The organism is Streptomyces sp. 378 (genome assembly GCF_030124145.1).
In the GTDB taxonomy this organism is placed as follows: Bacteria; Actinomycetota; Actinomycetes; order Streptomycetales; family Streptomycetaceae; genus Streptomyces.
Window position 1 is genome coordinate 23,006 of the sequence record NZ_JASKMS010000020.1, and the last position, 17,630, is coordinate 40,635.

The 17,630-nt window shown below is 74.5% G+C and carries 13 protein-coding genes; 5 read left to right on the plus strand and 8 right to left on the minus strand.

What is annotated here, in order from left to right; all coding sequences use genetic code 11:
* Window positions 1–85: 85 nt before the first annotated feature.
* The 4 genes from QNO09_RS25050 to QNO09_RS25065 form a co-directional block, all read right to left on the minus strand.
* Window positions 86–4,714, minus strand: coding sequence for a hypothetical protein (locus tag QNO09_RS25050; protein ID WP_283972493.1), 4,629 nt, complete (start codon window positions 4,712–4,714; stop codon window positions 86–88).
* A 34-nt stretch (window positions 4,715–4,748) separates the two neighbouring features.
* On the minus strand, window positions 4,749–5,630 hold the full coding sequence (locus QNO09_RS25055) for a hypothetical protein (RefSeq protein ID WP_283972494.1): 882 nt from the start codon (window positions 5,628–5,630) through the stop codon (window positions 4,749–4,751).
* A 31-nt stretch (window positions 5,631–5,661) separates the two neighbouring features.
* Window positions 5,662–7,188: a hypothetical protein gene (locus QNO09_RS25060; protein ID WP_283972495.1), complete on the minus strand. Its 1,527-nt coding sequence runs from the start codon at window positions 7,186–7,188 to the stop codon at window positions 5,662–5,664.
* Window positions 7,189–7,257: 69 nt separating this feature from the next.
* On the minus strand, window positions 7,258–7,953 hold the full coding sequence (locus QNO09_RS25065; RefSeq protein ID WP_283972496.1) for a GntR family transcriptional regulator: 696 nt from the start codon (window positions 7,951–7,953) through the stop codon (window positions 7,258–7,260).
* A gap of 170 nt (window positions 7,954–8,123) precedes the next feature.
* Between QNO09_RS25065 and QNO09_RS25070 the strand changes: the two genes are divergently transcribed.
* Genes QNO09_RS25070 through QNO09_RS25090 form a run of 5 tightly spaced genes read left to right on the plus strand, consistent with a single transcriptional unit; the run spans window position 8,124 to window position 12,505 of the window.
* Complete coding sequence (locus tag QNO09_RS25070) at window positions 8,124–9,425, plus strand: MFS transporter (RefSeq protein ID WP_283972497.1); 1,302 nt, start codon at window positions 8,124–8,126, stop codon at window positions 9,423–9,425.
* Window positions 9,422–10,249: a putative hydro-lyase gene (locus tag QNO09_RS25075; protein ID WP_283972498.1), complete on the plus strand. Its 828-nt coding sequence runs from the start codon at window positions 9,422–9,424 to the stop codon at window positions 10,247–10,249. Before QNO09_RS25070 ends, QNO09_RS25075 begins: the two co-directional genes overlap by 4 nt.
* A 17-nt stretch (window positions 10,250–10,266) precedes the next feature.
* The gene (locus tag QNO09_RS25080) at window positions 10,267–11,025 is read left to right on the plus strand and encodes a LamB/YcsF family protein (protein WP_283972499.1); all 759 of its coding nucleotides are present in this window, start codon (window positions 10,267–10,269) and stop codon (window positions 11,023–11,025) included.
* Complete coding sequence (locus QNO09_RS25085; RefSeq protein ID WP_283972500.1) at window positions 11,022–11,639, plus strand: 5-oxoprolinase subunit B family protein; 618 nt, start codon at window positions 11,022–11,024, stop codon at window positions 11,637–11,639. The genes QNO09_RS25080 and QNO09_RS25085 overlap by 4 nt, the downstream gene beginning before the upstream one ends.
* Window positions 11,636–12,505, plus strand: coding sequence for a 5-oxoprolinase subunit C family protein (locus QNO09_RS25090; RefSeq protein WP_283972501.1), 870 nt, complete (start codon window positions 11,636–11,638; stop codon window positions 12,503–12,505). Before QNO09_RS25085 ends, QNO09_RS25090 begins: the two co-directional genes overlap by 4 nt.
* 31 nt (window positions 12,506–12,536) lie before the next feature.
* On the opposite strand, the gene QNO09_RS25095 is transcribed toward QNO09_RS25090, so the two are convergent.
* The 4 genes from QNO09_RS25095 to QNO09_RS25110 all read right to left on the minus strand — a co-directional run bounded on the left by QNO09_RS25095 (window position 12,537) and on the right by QNO09_RS25110 (window position 17,369).
* Window positions 12,537–13,406 (minus strand): SGNH/GDSL hydrolase family protein, encoded by an 870-nt coding sequence (locus tag QNO09_RS25095; protein ID WP_283972502.1) that lies wholly within the window; start codon window positions 13,404–13,406, stop codon window positions 12,537–12,539.
* Window positions 13,403–14,599, minus strand: a complete 1,197-nt coding sequence (locus tag QNO09_RS25100; protein WP_283972503.1) for a glycosyltransferase — start codon at window positions 14,597–14,599, stop codon at window positions 13,403–13,405. The genes QNO09_RS25095 and QNO09_RS25100 overlap by 4 nt, the downstream gene beginning before the upstream one ends.
* On the minus strand, window positions 14,596–15,762 hold the full coding sequence (locus QNO09_RS25105) for a glycosyltransferase family 4 protein (RefSeq protein WP_283972504.1): 1,167 nt from the start codon (window positions 15,760–15,762) through the stop codon (window positions 14,596–14,598). The genes QNO09_RS25100 and QNO09_RS25105 overlap by 4 nt, the downstream gene beginning before the upstream one ends.
* Window positions 15,763–15,950: 188 nt before the next feature.
* Window positions 15,951–17,369 carry a HEAT repeat domain-containing protein gene (locus tag QNO09_RS25110; protein WP_283972505.1) on the minus strand — a complete coding sequence of 473 codons (1,419 nt, stop codon included), beginning with the start codon at window positions 17,367–17,369 and terminating at the stop codon, window positions 15,951–15,953.
* Between the last annotated feature and the right edge of the window lie 261 nt (window positions 17,370–17,630).

Here is a 17,630-nt window from a genome sequence, read left to right on the forward strand (position 1 = left end):
CCGCGGTGGGGCGACCGCAAGCGAGAGAGGTCGCTCGGCCGAGGTCCGCCCCGGCGGCATCGCCTCACCGTAGGGACGCCAGGGCCTAGGAAACCGGGCGTTTGTACATCCTGGTCGCCGTGATCTCGCTGTGGACCGCCTCGCCGTCCTGGGGCTGCTGCGGCAGACCGGGGCGCAGGTGTTCCTCGACGCTGATGTATTTGAGGCCCGCCCTCAGGTCGGCGTCGTTGCGCATGCGGATGACCAGGGGGAACTCGGCCAGGGCGGTGGTGTCGAACAGGCCGGTGGTGTACAGCAGCTGCACACCCAGGGCGTCCGACACCGCCCGCTGCAGTTCCAGCAGGTACGTGGCGTTGGCGCGGCCGATGGGGTTGTCGAGGAACAGCGTGCCGGCGTGCCGGTGCTTGTCGCGGCCCCGGTCGTTCGAACGCAGCGCGGCCATCGTGCAGTACAGGGCGATGGCGGCGGTGAGGAGCTGGCCGCCGGAGAAGACGTCGCCCATCTGCCCGACGGGGACGCGCTCGGCGCGCAGCACCGCGTCCGGCTTGAGGATCTCCACGGCGACGCCCTTGGGTCGGAGGGCCGCCGCGACGCCCCGCAGCAGCAGGGACATGCCGTCGCGCCGCAGGTCGGAGTTCTTCTTGACGGCGGCGCGCGTCGCCTCGTCGATGACCTCACCGAGCCGCTCGGTGAGGGTCGCCTGGTCGGGCTCCTCGAAGCGGATACGGAGGAACTCCTGCCCGGACCACTCGCCGAGGCCCTCCGGAAGCCGGGAGAGCCGCTGGGCCGAGCGCAGGGTGGCCAGCGCCGATTCGACCAGGCCGCGCAGGCGGTCCACGATCGAGTCGCGGTTGCGCTCCAACTGCTCCAGTTCGTCGGTCAGGACGCGCAGCCGGGGTGCGAAGGCGTCCGCCCACTTCTGGGCGTGCTCCGGCAGCGCGGAGGCGGGCAGTTCGCGGATCTGCTGGCGGGCCGGGGTGCGGACCTGCTCGTAGCGCGTGGAGTTGGCGTGCCGGACGAGGATGTCGCCGGCCTCGCGGAGGGCGGCCTCGGCCGTGGACAGGTCGGCCGCGCAGCCGCGCAGGGAGCGACGGGCCTCGGCGGCGGACTGGCGGGCCTCCTCGGGGCTGCCGGGGTACGGCTCCGTCTCCTCCTGCTCCTCGTCGGTGCCGTGCTCGCGCAGCAGATCGCGGAGCAGGGCGGCGATCTCGTCGAAGCCGCTCGCCGCGTCCTCGGCGGCGCGGTGGGCGTCGAGGAGGTCGGCGTGCGCCTCACGGGCCCGGTTCAGCGCCTCGGTGTGGGAGGCCAGTTCGGCGGTGGCGGTGCGCAGCAGGGTCTGCGCGTGCTCCGCGTCGCGCGGCTGGAGCTCCTCGGGGAGCCCGGTGTGCGCCTCGCCGTCCTCGGGTGCGAGTCGTTCGGCCTCGCCGCGCAGCCGCCCGAGCTGCTCGCTCGCGGTCGACATCCGTGTCTCCAGGAGCTGCACCAGTTCCTCGGCGCGGGCGGCGGCGGCCTGGCGGCTGGGCCCGTCCGAACCGTCGGGTGATTCGAGGAGTTGCTCCGCGCGCGTACGGACCTTGTTGCTCAGCCGGTCCAGCTCCGCGCGGGCCGCGCTCTCGTCGCTCTCCGCGCGGGCCTGCTCGGCGCGCAGGTCGGCTCCCACGCCGACCTTCTCGTACAGCTGGGACGCGGCCCGGTAGGCCTCGCGCAGGGCGGGCAGGGAGGTTCGGGGGGCCTGGGCGTCCTCCTCGGGCACGTCGTCGGGAGCGCCCGCGATCTCGGAGCGCTCCGCGCGCAGGGCGCGGGCGGTGCGGCGGGCGTCGTCGGCGGCGCGCTGGGCGGCACGCCGGTCCTCGTCGGCGGCCCGGGCCCGCTCCAGGCAGGCCTGGGCACTCGCCTCGGACTCGGCGGCCTCGTCGGCCAGCTCGCGCACCTTGACCTGCCAGCCGGCCCGCTCGCGCAGCCGGAAGGCGAGCCCGGCGAGGGCGTCGGCGGAGCGGCGGGCCTTCTGGGCGGCCTCCTGCCGTTCGTCCCGGACGCGTGCGGCCTCGGCGGCGGCCTCGTCGGCCTCGGCCCGCACGGTCCGGGCCTCGGCCAGTTCGGCCTCCGCCTCCTCGGCGAACTCCCGGGTGTCCTGGGCCGCCCGGGCCAGTTCGGCCAGCCGGCCGGCCGGACAGCCGGTGCGCCAGGAGGCGAGCCGGGCGGCCAGCTCGCGGTCCTTGCCGAGCCGGGCGGCAAGCGTGCGGATCTCCTCGTCCCGCTCGGTCGCCCGGGCGCGCAGTGCCTGCCGTTCCTCGTCGGCGGCGTGCTCGTCGTGCATGGCCGGGTTCGGCGGCACGAGGAAGACGTCGCCGCTGTCGGTGTCCGGTGCCGGGGTCGGGGCGAGCAGGGCGGCGGCGGTGCCGACGGCCACGGCGGAACGGGGCAGCAGAGCCGCGTCGCCCAGCGCCTCCCGGGCACGGGCGTGGGAGTCGGGGTCGGTGATGATCACCCCGTCGACGAGTTCGGGTCGGGCGGCCAGCACCCGCGCGTGGTCGGCCGGGTCGACTGCCTGGGCGAGATAGCGCCAGCCGGGCAGGGCGGGGATGCCGTGCTCACCGAGGAACTCCACCGTGGCCAGCACATCCGGGCCGGGCGGCAGCAGTCCGCCGTCGCCGAGCGCGCCGAGGATGCGGGAGTCGTCGGCGGCGGCCGTGCGCAGCTCGAACAGTTGCCGTTCCGCGGAACCGACGGTGTCGTCGAGGAGTTCGCGCAGGTCGTCGGCGAAGCGGTCGAGGTCTTCGGGGCTGAGCCCCGGGGTGCCGGAGGCCGACTGTGCGTTCGGCTCGGTGTCCGCGCCGTGGCGGGGCTGCGGGATGCCCGGGCGGGTTTCCGGGGTCAGGCTGAGCAGTTCCGCCAGCCGCTTCTCCCCCGCCAGGGCGTCGGCGGTACGTCGCTCGGCCTCGTACGACCGCTCCGCCGCCGTCGCCGCGTCCGCCGCGCGGGCCGCGGTCAGCTCGGCGCGGCTCTCGGTGGAGGCGGCTTCGCGCGCGTGCTCCGTGGCCCGGCGGGACGCTTCACGGGCGGAGTCCCAGGCCGCCACAGCGGTCTTCTCGGCGTCGCTGGCGGCGAGGGCCGCGCGGGCCGGGTCGGCGTCGGGCGCGGAGTCATCGAGCCAGCCGGCCCGGACCGCCTCGGCGGTCTCCTGCTCGACCTCGGCGAGGCGCTGCTTGAGGTGACCGATCTCGCTGCGGGCGCGCTGGGCCTGCGTGGCGGCGGCAGTGGAGTCCCGGTAGGCCGCGTCGCTGACCTCCTGGAGGGCGGCGGAGCGCTCCTCCTCCTCGTTGGCGTGGCTCTCGGCCTTCTCGGCGGCCGCGTGCAGGGCCCGGACGAGGTCCACGGCGGCCCTGGAGCGGGCCGCCAGGGCGGGCGCGGCGTCCCGCTCGGCCTCCTGGATCGCGGCGGACACGCGGGCGACGCGGTCGGAGGCGGCGCGGTGGCGCAGTACGACCTCGGCGGCCTGCCAGGCCGCGTACAGGGTGCGGGCGTCGGCGAGCTCGCGCTTCTGCGCGGCGGCGGACTTCTCGGCCGCCGCGAGGGCCAGCGAGGCGTGCCGGTAGGCGAGTTCGGCGGAGATCAGGGCGCTGCGCTCGCGGGCCGCCTCGGCGTGCGTGACGGCGTAGGCGGCGGCGGTGACCCGCTGGGCCAGGTCGGCGGCCCGGACCCGCTCCCGCACCCCGCGCGCGGACAGCCTGCGGGCCAGGGTCCGGGTACGGCGTTCGGCTCCGGCGTGGACGTCACGCGCGCGTGAGCGGGCCTCGGCGGCCTCGACGATCCGGCCGAGGAGGTCCACCGATCCGGCGGTGAAGTCGCGTTCGGCGATCAGCTCGGCACGCCGGCCCAGCTTGTTGCCGAAGCCGCTGACCAGGTCTGCGAGCCCGTCGGTGTCGCGGGTGTCGGTGACGGCACGCAGCAGCAGGTCGGTGAAGTCGGCGTCCTTCTTGACGGCGAAGAGACCGGCGGCCTCGCCTTCGTCGGCGTTCATCTCCCGCTGGTAGCGGAAGAGTTCGGGGTCGAGGCCGAGGTCGCCGAGGTGCTCGATCCAGCGGTCGTGGATCTCCTCCCAGTGGACCTCCAGGTGCGGGTAGGTCTTGCCCGCCTCCGTGAGGGCGTCGCGGAAGCCCTTCATGGTGCGGCGCCGCCCGCGCGCACTGGACTGGCCCTCGACCGGGGCCCGTACGGCGGTGGCCTCCGCCACGGGGAGGTTGTCGAGGCTCAGCCCGGGGCCGGGCCGGAAGGAGTACCAGGCCTCGGCGAACTTCCGCGGGTCGTTGGAGACCTGCCGTCCGCGCCACTCGCTGACCTTGCCGACGACGACGCACTCGCCGGTCAGCACGTGCTGCCACTCCAGCGCCACGTGTCCGCAGTCGTCGGCGAGGAGGAATTTGCGCAGCACGCCGGAGCTGGCGCCGCCGAGCGTGTTCCGGTGTCCGGGCAGCATCACCGAGAAGATCAGCTTGAGCAGCACCGACTTGCCGCCGCCGTTCTCCAGGAAGAGCACACCCGCGGGCGCCGGCCGGCGCGGCGGGCCGACCGGCTCCTCCTCGAAGAACTCCGCCTGCGCGGGCGCGGGGTCGGGCACGATCTCCCCCACGCCCCGCAGGTCAAGCACGGTGTCGGCGTAGCGCGCACCGGCGGGCCCGATCGAGTAGAGGCGGACCCGGGACAGCTCGTACATGGCGGACTCTCGTAGATCTTCGTGAGATGGGGGGTCAGGAGGCGTGGAAGGGCAGCCCGGCGTCGGCGACCAGCTCCAGGTCGTCGCCCTCCTCGGGGGGCAGCAGCGTCGGTGTGCCGTCGGTGACCGGGACGACGCCCAGTTCCAGCAGTTCGGCCATGGCGGCGCTGCCGGCCATGTCGCGGACCTGGAGCTGGTAGCGGGCGGTGGTGCGGTACGTGCCGCCGTGGTCGTCGCCGGTGCGCTGCAGGAATCCGGAGTCGGTGAGGAAGGTGACGGCCTTGGCGACGATGCCGGTGGTCGAACCGGCCAGCCGGCGCGCGTCCTTGGTGGCGCCGGTGGCGCTGCGCCGCACCCAGATCCGCCAGGCGGCCTCCAGCCCGGGCGCGTCGGTCGCCGGGTCGGTGTTCTCGCCCTGCTCGGCGGCGCGTTCCTCCAGCCGTCGGCAGGCCTGGCGCACGAAGGCGTCGACGCCGTTGACCGTCACCCGGCCGATGTAGCCGTCGTCGGCGAGGTCCTCGGGACGCGGGAACGCCAGGGCGGCGACGGCGAGATGGGCGAGCCCGTGCAGGAACCGGTCACCGCCGTCGGCGGACGTACGACGCGCGTAGTCGCCCATGCGGACGGCGAACACCGAGTCCTCGGCGGCGGTGACGGCCATGCCCGCGCGCGGGGACACCTCCAGCACGATCAGCCCCAGGCCGGTCGCCACGGCGTCCGCGAGCCGGGCGAAGGGCGGGTCCTCGCGGTAGCGCCGCAGCAGGTCCGCGTACTCCTGGTCGCGGGCGGGCTGCAGCTTGGGCTGCAACCCGAAGGACACGAGCCGGGCCGCGTCGGCGGCGTCGGCGGGAGTGACGGCGGCGCCGGCCGCCGGGGCCGGCCCGTCCGGCTCGCTCCACTCGACATGCTCGCTCACGGTCGGGACTCCTTGTGCCACTCGTACTGACTCATGCCGCTTCCGTCCGGTCCGCCGCCATCCCCGCCGCGTCCAGCAGCGCGGTACCGACGATGAGGTCCGCGCCGCCGAACTCCGGATCGTCGAGCTGGGTCCCGTCGTCCACGGCGAACAGCAGCTTCTGCTCGCCCTGGCGATAGGCCGTGCCGACGGGCGGACTGGCGGCATGCACCGCCAGCAGGGCCACCAGATACGGCAGTTCGGGATCCTGCCGCCGGGCCTGCGCCAGCAGCCCCGACAACCGGCGCGGCGCGTCCGCCGGCAGGTCGAGCAGTTCCTGCGCCGCCGCGAGCTGCTCCTCGCTGAAGCGGCTGTCGTCCGGGGTGGCGATCAGGTCGGGCTCCGGCATCTCCGCGCCCAGATGCTCCCGCTCCACCGGCGGCGTCAGCAGTATGTCGACGAGGTCACCGACCCGGACGGACACGGGCGTGCGCAGCCCGGTGCCGCGGCCGAAGAACGCGTCCGTGACGCGGACGGCCTGCTCCAGCGGCAGCGGCAGCACGGGCGCGAGGAGGTGCCCGTAGAGGTCCGTCCCCGATGTCGTCATCGGGGTGGCGAAGGCCTGCCGGTCCTGCTCTGCGCGGAACAGCGGTCCGGCTTCCAGCAGCCGGGACTGCAACTGCGTGTGCCGGCGGATGCAGTCCTTGACGATGTCGACGAGCTCGGCGGCCCGACGCTTGTGCTCGGGGTCCTCGGACTCGTCGCGCGCCTTGCGGATGTTCGTGAGGATCGCGTTCTCATGGCGGTAGCGGTCGGCGACGTGCTCCAGCGCCTCGGCGATCATGTCGGGCACGGTGGAGAGCCAGTCCACCGCGCGCACGTTGCGCCGGGTCGCCTCCAGGGCGCGGCGCAGGGTCTCCGAGTACTGCACGGTGCGGTAGCGGGCCTGTTCGGCCGCGAGCTGGGCGTCGGCGAGTCTGCCGCGGCTGATCAGCACCTCCAGCTTGACCTCGGCGGCGATCTGCGCGCTGGTGACGTCCGTGTCGAGGGCACCGACGAGGACGTTGACCGCTTCGTCTGTGGTACGGAGGTAGACCGTGCCGCCGGGCCCGGGGACCTCCTCGATCAGCTTGAAGTCGTAGTCGCGGCGCACATAGGTGCCGTCGGCCGCGAACGTGCCGTACACCGCGCGGAAGCCGCGGTCGACACTGCCGACGTTGATCAGGTTCTCCATCACCCAGCGGGCGACCCGCTCGTGCTCGGCGGCGGGCCGTTGCGCGGCCTGGGCGGCGATGCGCGGGATGAGGCGGGCAACGATCTGGTCGTGGTCCGCGCCCGTGTCGAAGTCCATGTTCAGGGTGACCAGGTCGATGGCCGCGAGGGCCACCTCCGCCATGCCGTACACCGAGTACTCCCCGGCGAGGTTCGCCTTGCGCGCGTCGAGGTCGTGCAGCGGCGCGGTGCAGGCGAGCGCACGCAGGCGCCGCGCCAGGCCCTCGTCGGCGGCCGGCCCCGGGGCGGGGCGCGGCCCCGCGCTGAGCTGGGGCGGAACGCTGTCCGTCGATGCAGGCGAAGTCACGGTGCACAGACTAGGTCCTGGGTCTGACATCGGCCCAAACGACGCGGTGCGCCCTCGGCGCCGCCGTCCTCAGCCGTCCTCGCCGACCCGCTGCCGGTACACCTCGACGACGCGCTCCAGCGAGTCGTCGAGGTATCCCGCCAGCAGACTCTCGGCCTTCTGTCGGTCGCCGCTATGCAGAACCTCGAGGATCGCGACATTGCGCGCGATGTACGGTTCGTGGAGTCGCTGTGGCTCGTCCACCACGTGGAAGGCCAGCCGCAGTTCGGCGAAGACGCTCCGCATGAGCTCGTCGGTGCGTTCGCTCGCGGCGAGAGCGACCAGTTCCCGGTGGAAGTGGATGTTCGCCGTTCCCACCGCTTTCCAGTCACCTTCCCGGGCCGCCGTCCGTCCCTGCGCGACCGCACCGGCCAGTCCGTCGAGCCCGTACGGGGGCTGCCCGAGGCCTCGCACGACCGCGCACTCGACGAGCCGGCGGGTGCGGTAGATGTCCTCGACGTCCTCCACGGTCAGCACCCGGACGAAGACGCCCCGGTTCAGCTCGTGGACGAGCAGGCGTTCGTGCGTGAGCAGCCGGAACGCCTCGCGCAGCGTGTTGCGGGAGACGCCGAGCGCGCCGCCGATGCTGTCCTCCGACAGACGGGTCCCGGGCGGGAAGTAGCCTTCGGCGATCCGGCTCCTGAGGATGTCCGAGACCCGTTCCGCGGTGCTGGTGCGCCCGAGGAGGGCCCGGTCGTCGGCGAGGTCCTTCAACTGCTCTGCCATGCCGGAATTCAATCGCAGATCACAAGTACAACCCAACATGGGTATTGAGGGATCGTTGAACAATCCTCTACGGTGCTACACACGGCGTCGCTTTCCCCACCGTCGCGCCGACCGCTTCGGCGCGACCCGGCTCACCCCAAGCACCCTCCTCCTCCCTCTGCGAGGTGCCCATGAGCACGACTCCTCCACCGCAGGCAAAGATCGACGACACCCGCGCCACGCCCGCGGAACGCGCCCCGGACGACGGGGCGCTGGGCTGGCTGCGGGCCCTGGGCCCGCGCGGGCGCCGCGCGTTCGCCGGCGCCTTCGGCGGCTACGCCCTGGACTCGTACGACTACTTCACGCTGCCGCTGAGCATGGTCGCGCTGTCGGCGTACTTCGGCCTGAACAGCGGCCAGACCGGACTCTTCACGACGGTCACGCTCATGGTCTCCGCGATCGGCGGCGCCCTCGCGGGCGTGCTCGCGGACCGCGTCGGCCGGGTGAAGGCGCTGATGGTCACCGTGATCACGTACGCGGTGTTCACGGTCGCCTGTGGTTTCGCGCCCAACTACGAGACGCTGCTGGTCTTCCGTGCGCTCCAGGGCCTCGGTTTCGGCGGTGAGTGGGCGGTCGGCGCGATCCTCGTTGCCGAGTACGCGAGCGGCAAGCACCGGGGGCGCACGCTCGGCGCGATCCAGAGCTCGTGGGCCGTGGGCTGGGGCCTGGCCGTGATCGTCTACACCCTGGTCTTCTCGGTGGCCGACGACGACCTGGCCTGGCGCATCATGTTCTGGACCGGGGCCCTGCCCGCGCTGCTCGTCGTCTGGCTGCGGCGCAATGTGCACGACGCGCCCGAGGCGACCGCGGTGCGTGAACAGAGCGCGCAGAAGGGCTCGTTCACGGCGATCTTCAAGCCGGGCCTGCTGCGGGTCACGATCTTCGCGGTGCTGCTGTCCACCGGTGTGCAGGGCGGCTATTACACGCTGGCCACCTGGGTGCCGACGTATCTGAAGACCGAGCGCGACCTCTCGGTCGTCGGCACCGGCGGCTATCTGACGTTCCTCATCTCGGGCGCCTTCATCGGCTACCTGACCGGCGGCTACCTCACCGACAAGCTGGGCCGGCGGCGCAACATCTGGCTGTTCGCCCTGCTGTCGGCGCTCTGCATCCTGGCGTACGCGAACATCCCGAGCGGCGCCAACACCCTGCTCCTGGTGCTCGGCTTCCCGCTCGGGTTCTGCATGTCGGCGATCTTCAGCGGCTTCGGGTCCTACCTGAGCGAGCTGTACCCGACGGCGGTGCGCGGGACGGGGCAGGGCTTCACGTACAACACCGGCCGCGCGGTGGGCGCCGTGTTCCCGACCATGGTCGGGTTCCTGGCCGACAGCTGGGGCGTCGGCGGCGCGCTGGTCTTCGGCGCGATCGGCTACGGCATCGCGGCCCTGGCGCTGCTCGGGCTGCCGGAGACGCGTGGGAAGGAGCTCGCGTGAACCGCACGAGCACCGAGGACCGACCCCTGCTCCTCGTCGACGAGCACGCGCGCGCGTGGAGCCCCGCGACGGCCCGGGCCCGCTTCCGTGACGGCCTGACGGGCCCCACGGCGGGGGTCGCGGCGGGCCACACCCAGGTCAACCTGGTCTCGGTGCCCGCCGACTGGGCCTACGACATGCTGCTGTTCTGCCAGCGCAACCCCAAGCCCTGCCCGGTCCTGGACGTCACCGACGCCGGGTCCTGGACGACCGTGCTCGCCGAGGGCGCGGACCTGCGCACGGACCTGCCGCGCTACCGGGTGTGGCGGGACGGCGAGCTCGTGGACGAACCGACCGACGTGCGCGCGTACTGGCGGGACGACCTGGTGTCGTTCCTGATCGGGTGCAGCTTCACCTTCGAGTGGGCGCTGGGCGAGGCGGGCGTGCCCATCCGCCACGTCGAGCAGGGCCGCAACGTCCCGATGTACGTGACGGGCCGGCAGTGCCGTCCGGCGGGGCGGCTGCACGGGCCGCTGGTGGTGTCGATGCGGCCGGTGCCGCCCGGACATCTGGCGGCGGCGATCCGGGAGAGCAGTCTGTTGCCTGCGGTGCACGGCAGCCCCGTGCACTGCGGCGACCCCGCCGGGCTCGGCATCGGCGATCTCGGCCGCCCCGACTTCGGCGACCCGGTGGACGCCGAGCCGGACGACATCCCGGTGTTCTGGGCGTGCGGGGTGACCCCGCAGGCGGCGGTCATGGCCTCGCGTCCGCCGTTCGCCCTCACGCACGCCCCGGGGCAGATGTTCCTCACCGACGCCCGCGACGAGCAGTACCGCGTGGCCTGACAGGAGACACTGGACACATGGCCTGCATCGATCTGAACGCCGACCTCGGCGAGGGCTTCGGCCGCTGGCGGCTCACCGACGACGAGCAACTGCTGTCCGTCGTCACCAGCGCCAACGTGGCCTGCGGCTTCCACGCCGGGGACGCGGTCACCATGCGCCGGGTGTGCGAGCTGGCCGCCGAGCGCGGGGTCCGGATCGGCGCGCAGGTCTCCTACCGGGACCTGGCCGGATTCGGGCGGCGCGCGATGGACGTGCCGCCCATCGAGCTGGCGGCCGAGGTCGCGTACCAGATCGGCGCCCTGGAGGTGTTCGCACGCGCGGCGGGCGCCCGGGTGGCCTATGTCAAACCGCACGGCGCGCTCTACAACCGGGTCGTGGGCGACGCGGAGCAGGCCGCCGCGGTCGTCGACGGCGTGCTCCTCGCGGACGCCGCCCTGCCCGTCCTCGGCCTGCCCGGCTCGCGCCTGCTGGAGCTGGCCGGGAAGGCCGGACTGCCGGTCGTCACCGAGGCCTTCGCGGACCGGGCGTACACCGATGAGGGCACCCTGGTGCCGCGCGCCCGGGAAGGTGCCGTGATCACCGACCCGGACACCGTGGTGGAACGCTCCCTGGGCCTGGCCCGCTCCGGCGAGGTCGTCTCCCGCTCGGGGACGCGCATCGAGGTACGCGCGCGTTCCCTGTGCCTGCACGGCGACACCCCGGGCGCGGTGGAGCTGGCGCGCCGGGTGCGGGAACGGCTGGAGGCCTCGGGCGTCCGCGTGGAGGCGTTCGTATGAGGGTCCTGCCCGTCGGCGACGACGCCCTGCTCGTCGAGGTCTCCTCGGGCGACGAGGCCGAGGCCCTGCACGCGGAGCTGCTGCGACGCCGCGCGGAGGGCTCGCTCCCGGCCCGCGAGATCGTGCCGGCGGCCCGCACGGTCCTCATCGACGGCCTCGACTCCCCCGCCCGGCTGGCCGCCGAACTGACCGCCGCCGAGCTGCCGCCCCCTCCGTCACGCGCTCACGCGGTCGTCGAGATCCCGGTGCGCTACGACGGCCCGGACCTGCCCGACGTCGCCGCGCACTGGGGCGTGCCGGTGCCGGAGGTCGCCCGCATCCACGCGGGCACCGAGTTCCGGGTCGCCTTCTGCGGCTTCGCGCCCGGCTTCGGCTACCTCACCGGGCTGCCGCCGCGCTACGACGTCCCGCGCCGGGCCACCCCGCGGACGGCCGTCCCGGCGGGGTCGGTCGCCCTGGCGGGCCCGTACACGGGCGTGTACCCGCGCTCGTCGCCCGGCGGCTGGCAGCTCATCGGCAGCACGGACGTCGTGCTGTGGGACCACACGCGCGTGCCGGCGGCGCTGCTGGCGCCGGGTACGCGGGTGCGGTTCGTCCCCGAGGCGGGGTCATGACGGACCGTGCGCTCGCCGTGGTCCGGGCCGGGGCCCTGACCACCGTGCAGGACACGGGCCGCCCGGGCCACGCCCACCTGGGTGTGCCCCGCTCCGGGGCCCTGGACCGGACCGCCGCCGACCTCGTCAACCGGCTCGTCGGCAATCCGCCCGGGGCGGCCGTGCTGGAGACGACCCTCGACGGCTGTGCCGTCCGCCCCCGTTCGAGCGTCACCGTGGCGGTCGCGGGCGCGCCCTGCCGGGTCACGGTGGACGGGCGGCCCGTCGCCTGGTGCGCACCGGTGCGGGTACCCGCCGGGGCGCTGCTGGACGTCGGACCCGCCGCCGCGGGCGTACGCGCCTACGTGGGGATCTGCGGTGGCATCGCGGTCGAGCCGGTGCTCGGCAGCCGGTCGACGGACCTGCTGTCGGGGCTCGGTCCGCCCCCGCTCGCGGACGGCGCGGTGCTGCCCCTGGGCCGGCCGACGGGCGGCCACGCGCGCGTGGACGTCGCCCCGCAGCCGGCGCCACCGGCCGAGCTGGTGCTGCGGGTGACACTCGGCCCGCGCGACGGCTGGTTCACACCGAAGGCCGTACACACCTTCGGCTCCCGCGCCTACCGGGTGTCCTCCGCGAGCAACCGCATCGGGCTGCGCACCGAGGGACCGGCCCTCGAGCGGGCCCGGCCGGGCGAACTCCCCAGCGAGGGCATGGTGCTGGGTGCCGTGCAGGTTCCGCCGGACGGCCTGCCGGTGGTGTTCCTGGCCGACCACCCGACGACCGGGGGCTACCCGGTGATCGCCGTGGTCCGTGCCGCCGACCTTCCCGCCGCCGCTCAGGCGGTCCCCGGGACGCCGGTCCGCTTCGTGGCCGTGCGCCGCCGCTGAGGCCGGCACGCGGGTTCGCGGGACAGGCCCGTCAGGCCGCGTCCGCCTGCTCCGCGACCGGCAGCGCGGCGAGGGCGGCGGACACCGCGGCCGAGGCCCGCAGGTCGAGCCGGGTGCTCGTGCCCCGGGCGCGGTGCCGGAGCTCGTCGACGGCCAGGGTCAGGAGCTGGGGCAGCAGGTCGGTGCACCGGCGGGCCACCCAGCCGGTGCCGGCCGTGGCCAGCCACCTCAGGCGCGCCGCCTTCGTCGGGACGGGGCACTCGGCCTCGGCCGAGGGCGCCGGCCCCGTCGCGAGGCCGTGTTCCGCGAGGAGGGCGTGAAAACGCAGCGCGAGTTGCCGGTGCCCGCGTTCCCCGGGGTGCAGCCGGTCCGCGCTCCGCAGGGCACGGTCGGTGATCCAGTCGCCCTCGCACGCGTGCAGGTGCAGCGCCCCGTACCGCTCGGACAGCGCGTGCACCACCGTGTTCACCGCCCGCTGCCGCCGGGCCAGTGGGCCGGCCAGGGCCCACGGCAGACCGAGCATCGCCCCCGGGTCGGGCAGGCACGCGGTGAGCAGCACGGCGCCCTGCCCGGTGCAGGCCGCGTACACCTGGTCGAGCCGGGCGGCCACGGCCCGGATGTCGAAGGTGCAGCGCAGGGTGTCGTTGACGCCGACGACGACGGACACGAGGTCGGGCCTCAGCTCCAGCGCGGCGGGCAGCTGCCGCTCCAGCACGTCCCGGGTCCGCGACCCGCTCACCGCGAGGTTGGTGAAGTCGACCGGCCCTTCGGCGAGCCCGTGCGCGAGCAGCGCGGCCCAGCCGCGCCACACCCGGTCACCGACGGGATCACCCACGCCCTCGGTGAGCGAGTCACCGAGGGCCGCGAACCGCAAGACCCCCGCGCACCGCGGGGGTCTCATGCCACGCCCCCGGGGGCGTACGGCAGTGCCGGGCGCACCGGGACGGCCGCGTCGTGCGCGGCGAGGAACGCGTCGACCGCCGCGTTCCACCCGAAGCACTCCGCACGCGCACGTGCCGCCTCGCGCCGGTCCGCCTCCCGGCGTTGCAGCAGGAGGTCCACGGCGTCCGCGAAGGCCTCACCGTGGTCCGCCGCGGCGGCTCCGGCGGAGCCGATCACCTCCGGCAGCGCGGACGACGCGCTCGCCACCACGGGCGTGCCGCAGGCCATGGCCTCCAGTGCGGCGAGCCCGAAGGTCTCGGCGGGCCCGGGTGCCAGGGCGAGGTCGGCGGAGGCCTGGAGCGCGCCCAGCAGCCCGGGGTCGGGGACGTGCCCGAGGAAGGTGACCGGCAGGCCGCTGACGCGCACCCGCTGTTCGAGCCGGGCGCGCAAGGGGCCGTCCCCGGCCACCACCAGCGCGGCCCGGCGACCACGCCGCCGCAGCGCCTCCAGGGCGTCCAGCGCCGTGCCGGGCCGCTTCTCCACGGACAGCCGCGAGCACATCACCAGCAGCGTCTCGTCCTCACGCGCGTGCCGGGCCCGTACCCCTGGGTCGCGCAGCGCCGGGTGCCGCTGCACCAGATCGACGCCGAGCGGGGCCCGGACGACGTTGCGGGCACCGATCCGCACGAACTCCCGCTCGGCGAACTCGGTGGTGCACACCACACGCGAGTAGGTGTGGGCCGTACGGACGTTGAGGGCGTCGGCGGCCCGCCGGGCGGCTTTCTCGGGCAGGCCCCAGGTGCGCAGCACCCCGTCGGCCGTCTCGTGCGAGACCATCACGGCCGGGACCCGGGCGCGCCGCGCCCACTTGCCGGTCCACCGCAGGGTCGTCCGGTCGGACACCTCCAGCCGGTCCGGCGCGAGTTCCTCCAGGAGCCGGGCCACTCTCCGTTGATCGGTGAGGACGCGGTAGCCGCCGGTGCCGGGCAGCAGCGGCCCCGGGAGGGTGATCACCCTTCCCTGCTCGGTCTCGCGGTCGCTCATCCGTTCGCCGGGGATCACGAGGACGGGTTCGTGTCCCGCCGCCTTGATGCCTTTGCCGAGCTCGCGCAGCGCGGTGCGCAGACCGCCGGACGAGGGTGCGACGAAGTTGGCGAGCCGGACGATCCGCAGCGGCCGACGGCCGCTGTCGCCCGGGCGGGAGGCGCTCATGCCGCCACCGCCGTCCGGCGCCCGGCGAGCACGTGCGCGTAGTGCCCGATCAGCTGGTCGCCGACGGCCGCCCAGGTGCGGCCCTCGACCATGGCGCGTCCGGCGGCGCCGAAGGCGGCCCGCAGTCCGGGATCGGCGGCCAGGGACCGCACCGCGCCCCGTACGGCGCTCGCGTCGCGCGGCGGTACCAGCAGGCCGGTGCGCCCGTGGGCGACCAGGTCCAGCGGTCCGCCCGCGGCGGGCGCCACCACGGGCAGGCCGCTGGCCATGGCCTCCTGGACCGTCTGGCAGAAGGTCTCGAAGGGTCCGGTGTGGGCGAAGACGTCGAACGAGGCGAAGGCCCGGGCGAGGTCGTCACCGGTGCGCCGACCGAGGAAGACGGCGCCGGGCAGCGCCTGCTCCAGGCCGGGCCGGCTGGGGCCGTCGCCGACGATCACGACCCGGACGCCCTCCAGGCCGCAGGCACCGGCGAGGAGTTCGACCTGCTTCTCCGGGGCGAGCCGGCCGACGTAGCCGACGATCAGTTGGCCGTTCGGGGCGAGTTCGCGGCGCAGGATCTCGTCGCGCCGGTCGGGCCGGAACCGCTCGGTGTCGACGCCCCGCGGCCACAGCCGGACCCGGGGGACTCGGTGGGCCTCCAGGTCGTGCAGGGCCGCGCTGGACGGGGCGAGGGTGAGGTCGGCGGCGCCGTGGACGGAGCGGATGCGCCGCCAGGCGGCGGCCTCTCCGGCCCCCATGTACGTACGGGCGTAGCCGGCCAGGTCGGTCTGGTACACGGCGACGGCGGGGATGCCGAGGCGGGCGGCTGCGGCCATGCCGCGCACGCCGAGGACGAAGGGGCTGGCGAGGTGGACGACATCGGCACGGTGCTCGACGAGGGTGGCGGCCAGACGGCGGCTGGGGAGGGCGACGCGGACCTGGGGGTAGCCGGGGAGCGGGAGGGAGGGGACGTGGACGACGGGGCACGGCGCGCAGGCGTCGGGCTCGTCGCCGGACGCGGGCCCTCCCTGCTTGAGCGAAGCCGCGAGCTCGGGGGAGGGGGCCGGGGCGACGACGACGGGGGTGTGACCGCGATCGACGAGGTGCCGGGCGGTCTGGAGCGCGCAGTGGGCCACGCCGTTCACATCGGGGGGAAAGGATTCGGTCACGATGACGACACGCATACCGGTGTTGTCGCCGTGCCGGACGTGGCCGCGTCAACGTGGATCTTTCCGCACGTGGAACGTCCCATGAGCGTTCTGAGGTGCACCCCGCACAGGTCAGGTCGTGTCCACGCCCTCCTGACCCGCGAGTCGTCCCGTGTTCACCCGGGAGGCGCGAATCCGCCCGGGCCTCCCGTCGGGCAGGGGGGTCACACAGCGGTCTCCTCGGGACCGATGCGGCTGCGGACGGCCGTCTGGACCTCGGCCTCCTCGGCCGGGTCGGCGGCGAGCCGGCGCAGTCGCTCGACGACTCGGGTGTCTCCGGTCTCGGCGTGCCGGGCGGCGATCTCCCGGGTGGTCTCCTCACAGTCCCACAGGCATTCGACGGCGAAGCCGGTGGCGAAGGAGGGGTCGGTGGCGGCGAGGGCCCGGGCGGCCCGGCCGCGCAGATGGGAGGAGGCCGTCTCCCGGTACACATGGCGCAGGACGGGTGCAGCACAGGCGATGCCGAGCCGTCCGGTGCCGTCCACGAGGGTCCACAGGGTCGGCGCGTCGGGGCCTTCGCCCCGTACGGCCTCCCGTAGCGCCGTGAGGACGAGGTCGCGGTCCTGGACCCCGCCACGGCAGGCGAGGAGGCGTCCGGCCGCGGCGCCCAGCACGTCCGGCCGCCGGGCCCAGCCGCGCGCCCGGTCCACGGCCGCCAGTGAGCGCATCCGTTCGAAGGCGTCGACGGCGGCGTCCACGACCAGCGTCGAGCCGGTGGCCACGGCGCCCTCGATCAGATCGAGGGCCTCGGGATCGTTGCCGTCGGCGAGGTACCTGAGGGCCGTGCACCGGGCTCCGTCGGTGCCGTCCTTCGCCGCCCGGACGATCTCGGCCCGGTCCTCGGGCCCTGCCACGGCGCTGAGACAGCGGGCGGCCGGCACATGGAGGGCGGCACCCCGCTCGATGCCTTGCTGGGCCCACTCGAAGACGGCCTGCACGCTCCACCCCGGGCGGGGGCCGGACGGCCGCATCTGCCGCTGCCAGCGGTCGAAGCTGCCGGTTTCATGGGCGGCACGCACGCGCGTGGCGACGGATTCGCGCGGATCCTCCGCCCACAGGCGCCAGGGCCGGGGTTCGAAGGCGTCCCGGACGGTGGCGGCCAGCTCGGCGTCGCCCTCCGGATCGGCCGGGAACCGGGCGAGGACGGGTGCGGCGAGGGCGCGCAGCCCCGCGTCGTCGTCCCTGAGGGCCAGCTCGTCGAGGGCCCAGGCCCAATTGGAGCCGTGGGCGGCGTACCTGCGCAGCAGTTCGAGGGCGTCCCGCCTGCCGTAGGAGGCGAGGTGCCCGAGGACGGCCAGGGCGAGCCCGGTGCGGGACTCGTCGGTGTCGAGGACGTCCTCGGCGCAGAAGAGGTGGGCCTCGACCTCGTCCAGCTCGCCGTTCAGGTCGAGGTAGAGGCGGGCGTAGTAGAGGGAGCGGTTCTCCACCTGCCAGTCGTGGCGGGGATCGCGCAGCACACAGTGGTTCAGCGCCGCCAGCGCCTCGGGGCGCGGGGCGGTGAGCGCGTGCAGCGTGCCGTCGCCGCGGCCCCGCTGGAGCAGGCCGAGCAGCGTACCGCTGGGCGCTATGACCGGATCGAACATGGGAAACAGCCTCACATCAAGCGTCGACGCAACCGGGGACGTGTACTACCTGGCCGCGCGACAACACGTCGGAGTGCCCGCCGTTTCCTGCTTGCTGTAGACCATCTTCCTCTGCCTCTCGTCGGTGGCCCTTGCGGACCGCGTCACGGCCCGCGCGGTGCGGCAACCCCTGCCCAACCATCACGTCCGTGAACCACGTCGTCATGATGACTCGGCACTCTCGTCCACCGCGACCGAAATTTCGGCGGCCTTGTACCGCCT

What these genes read in the sequence shown, in the direction of transcription:
- QNO09_RS25100 (WP_283972503.1), bottom strand. Translation starts at nt 14,599, where the DNA reads ATGAGCGCCTCCCGCCCGGGCGACAGCGGCCGTCGGCCGCTGCGGATC.
- QNO09_RS25095 (WP_283972502.1), bottom strand. Translation starts at nt 13,406, where the DNA reads ATGAGACCCCCGCGGTGCGCGGGGGTCTTGCGGTTCGCGGCCCTCGGT.
- QNO09_RS25080 (WP_283972499.1), top strand. Translation starts at nt 10,267, where the DNA reads ATGGCCTGCATCGATCTGAACGCCGACCTCGGCGAGGGCTTCGGCCGC.
- QNO09_RS25105 (WP_283972504.1), bottom strand. Translation starts at nt 15,762, where the DNA reads ATGCGTGTCGTCATCGTGACCGAATCCTTTCCCCCCGATGTGAACGGC.
- QNO09_RS25110 (WP_283972505.1), bottom strand. Translation starts at nt 17,369, where the DNA reads ATGTTCGATCCGGTCATAGCGCCCAGCGGTACGCTGCTCGGCCTGCTC.
- QNO09_RS25065 (WP_283972496.1), bottom strand. Translation starts at nt 7,953, where the DNA reads ATGGCAGAGCAGTTGAAGGACCTCGCCGACGACCGGGCCCTCCTCGGG.
- QNO09_RS25070 (WP_283972497.1), top strand. Translation starts at nt 8,124, where the DNA reads ATGAGCACGACTCCTCCACCGCAGGCAAAGATCGACGACACCCGCGCC.
- QNO09_RS25085 (WP_283972500.1), top strand. Translation starts at nt 11,022, where the DNA reads ATGAGGGTCCTGCCCGTCGGCGACGACGCCCTGCTCGTCGAGGTCTCC.
- QNO09_RS25090 (WP_283972501.1), top strand. Translation starts at nt 11,636, where the DNA reads ATGACGGACCGTGCGCTCGCCGTGGTCCGGGCCGGGGCCCTGACCACC.
- QNO09_RS25050 (WP_283972493.1), bottom strand. Translation starts at nt 4,714, where the DNA reads ATGTACGAGCTGTCCCGGGTCCGCCTCTACTCGATCGGGCCCGCCGGT.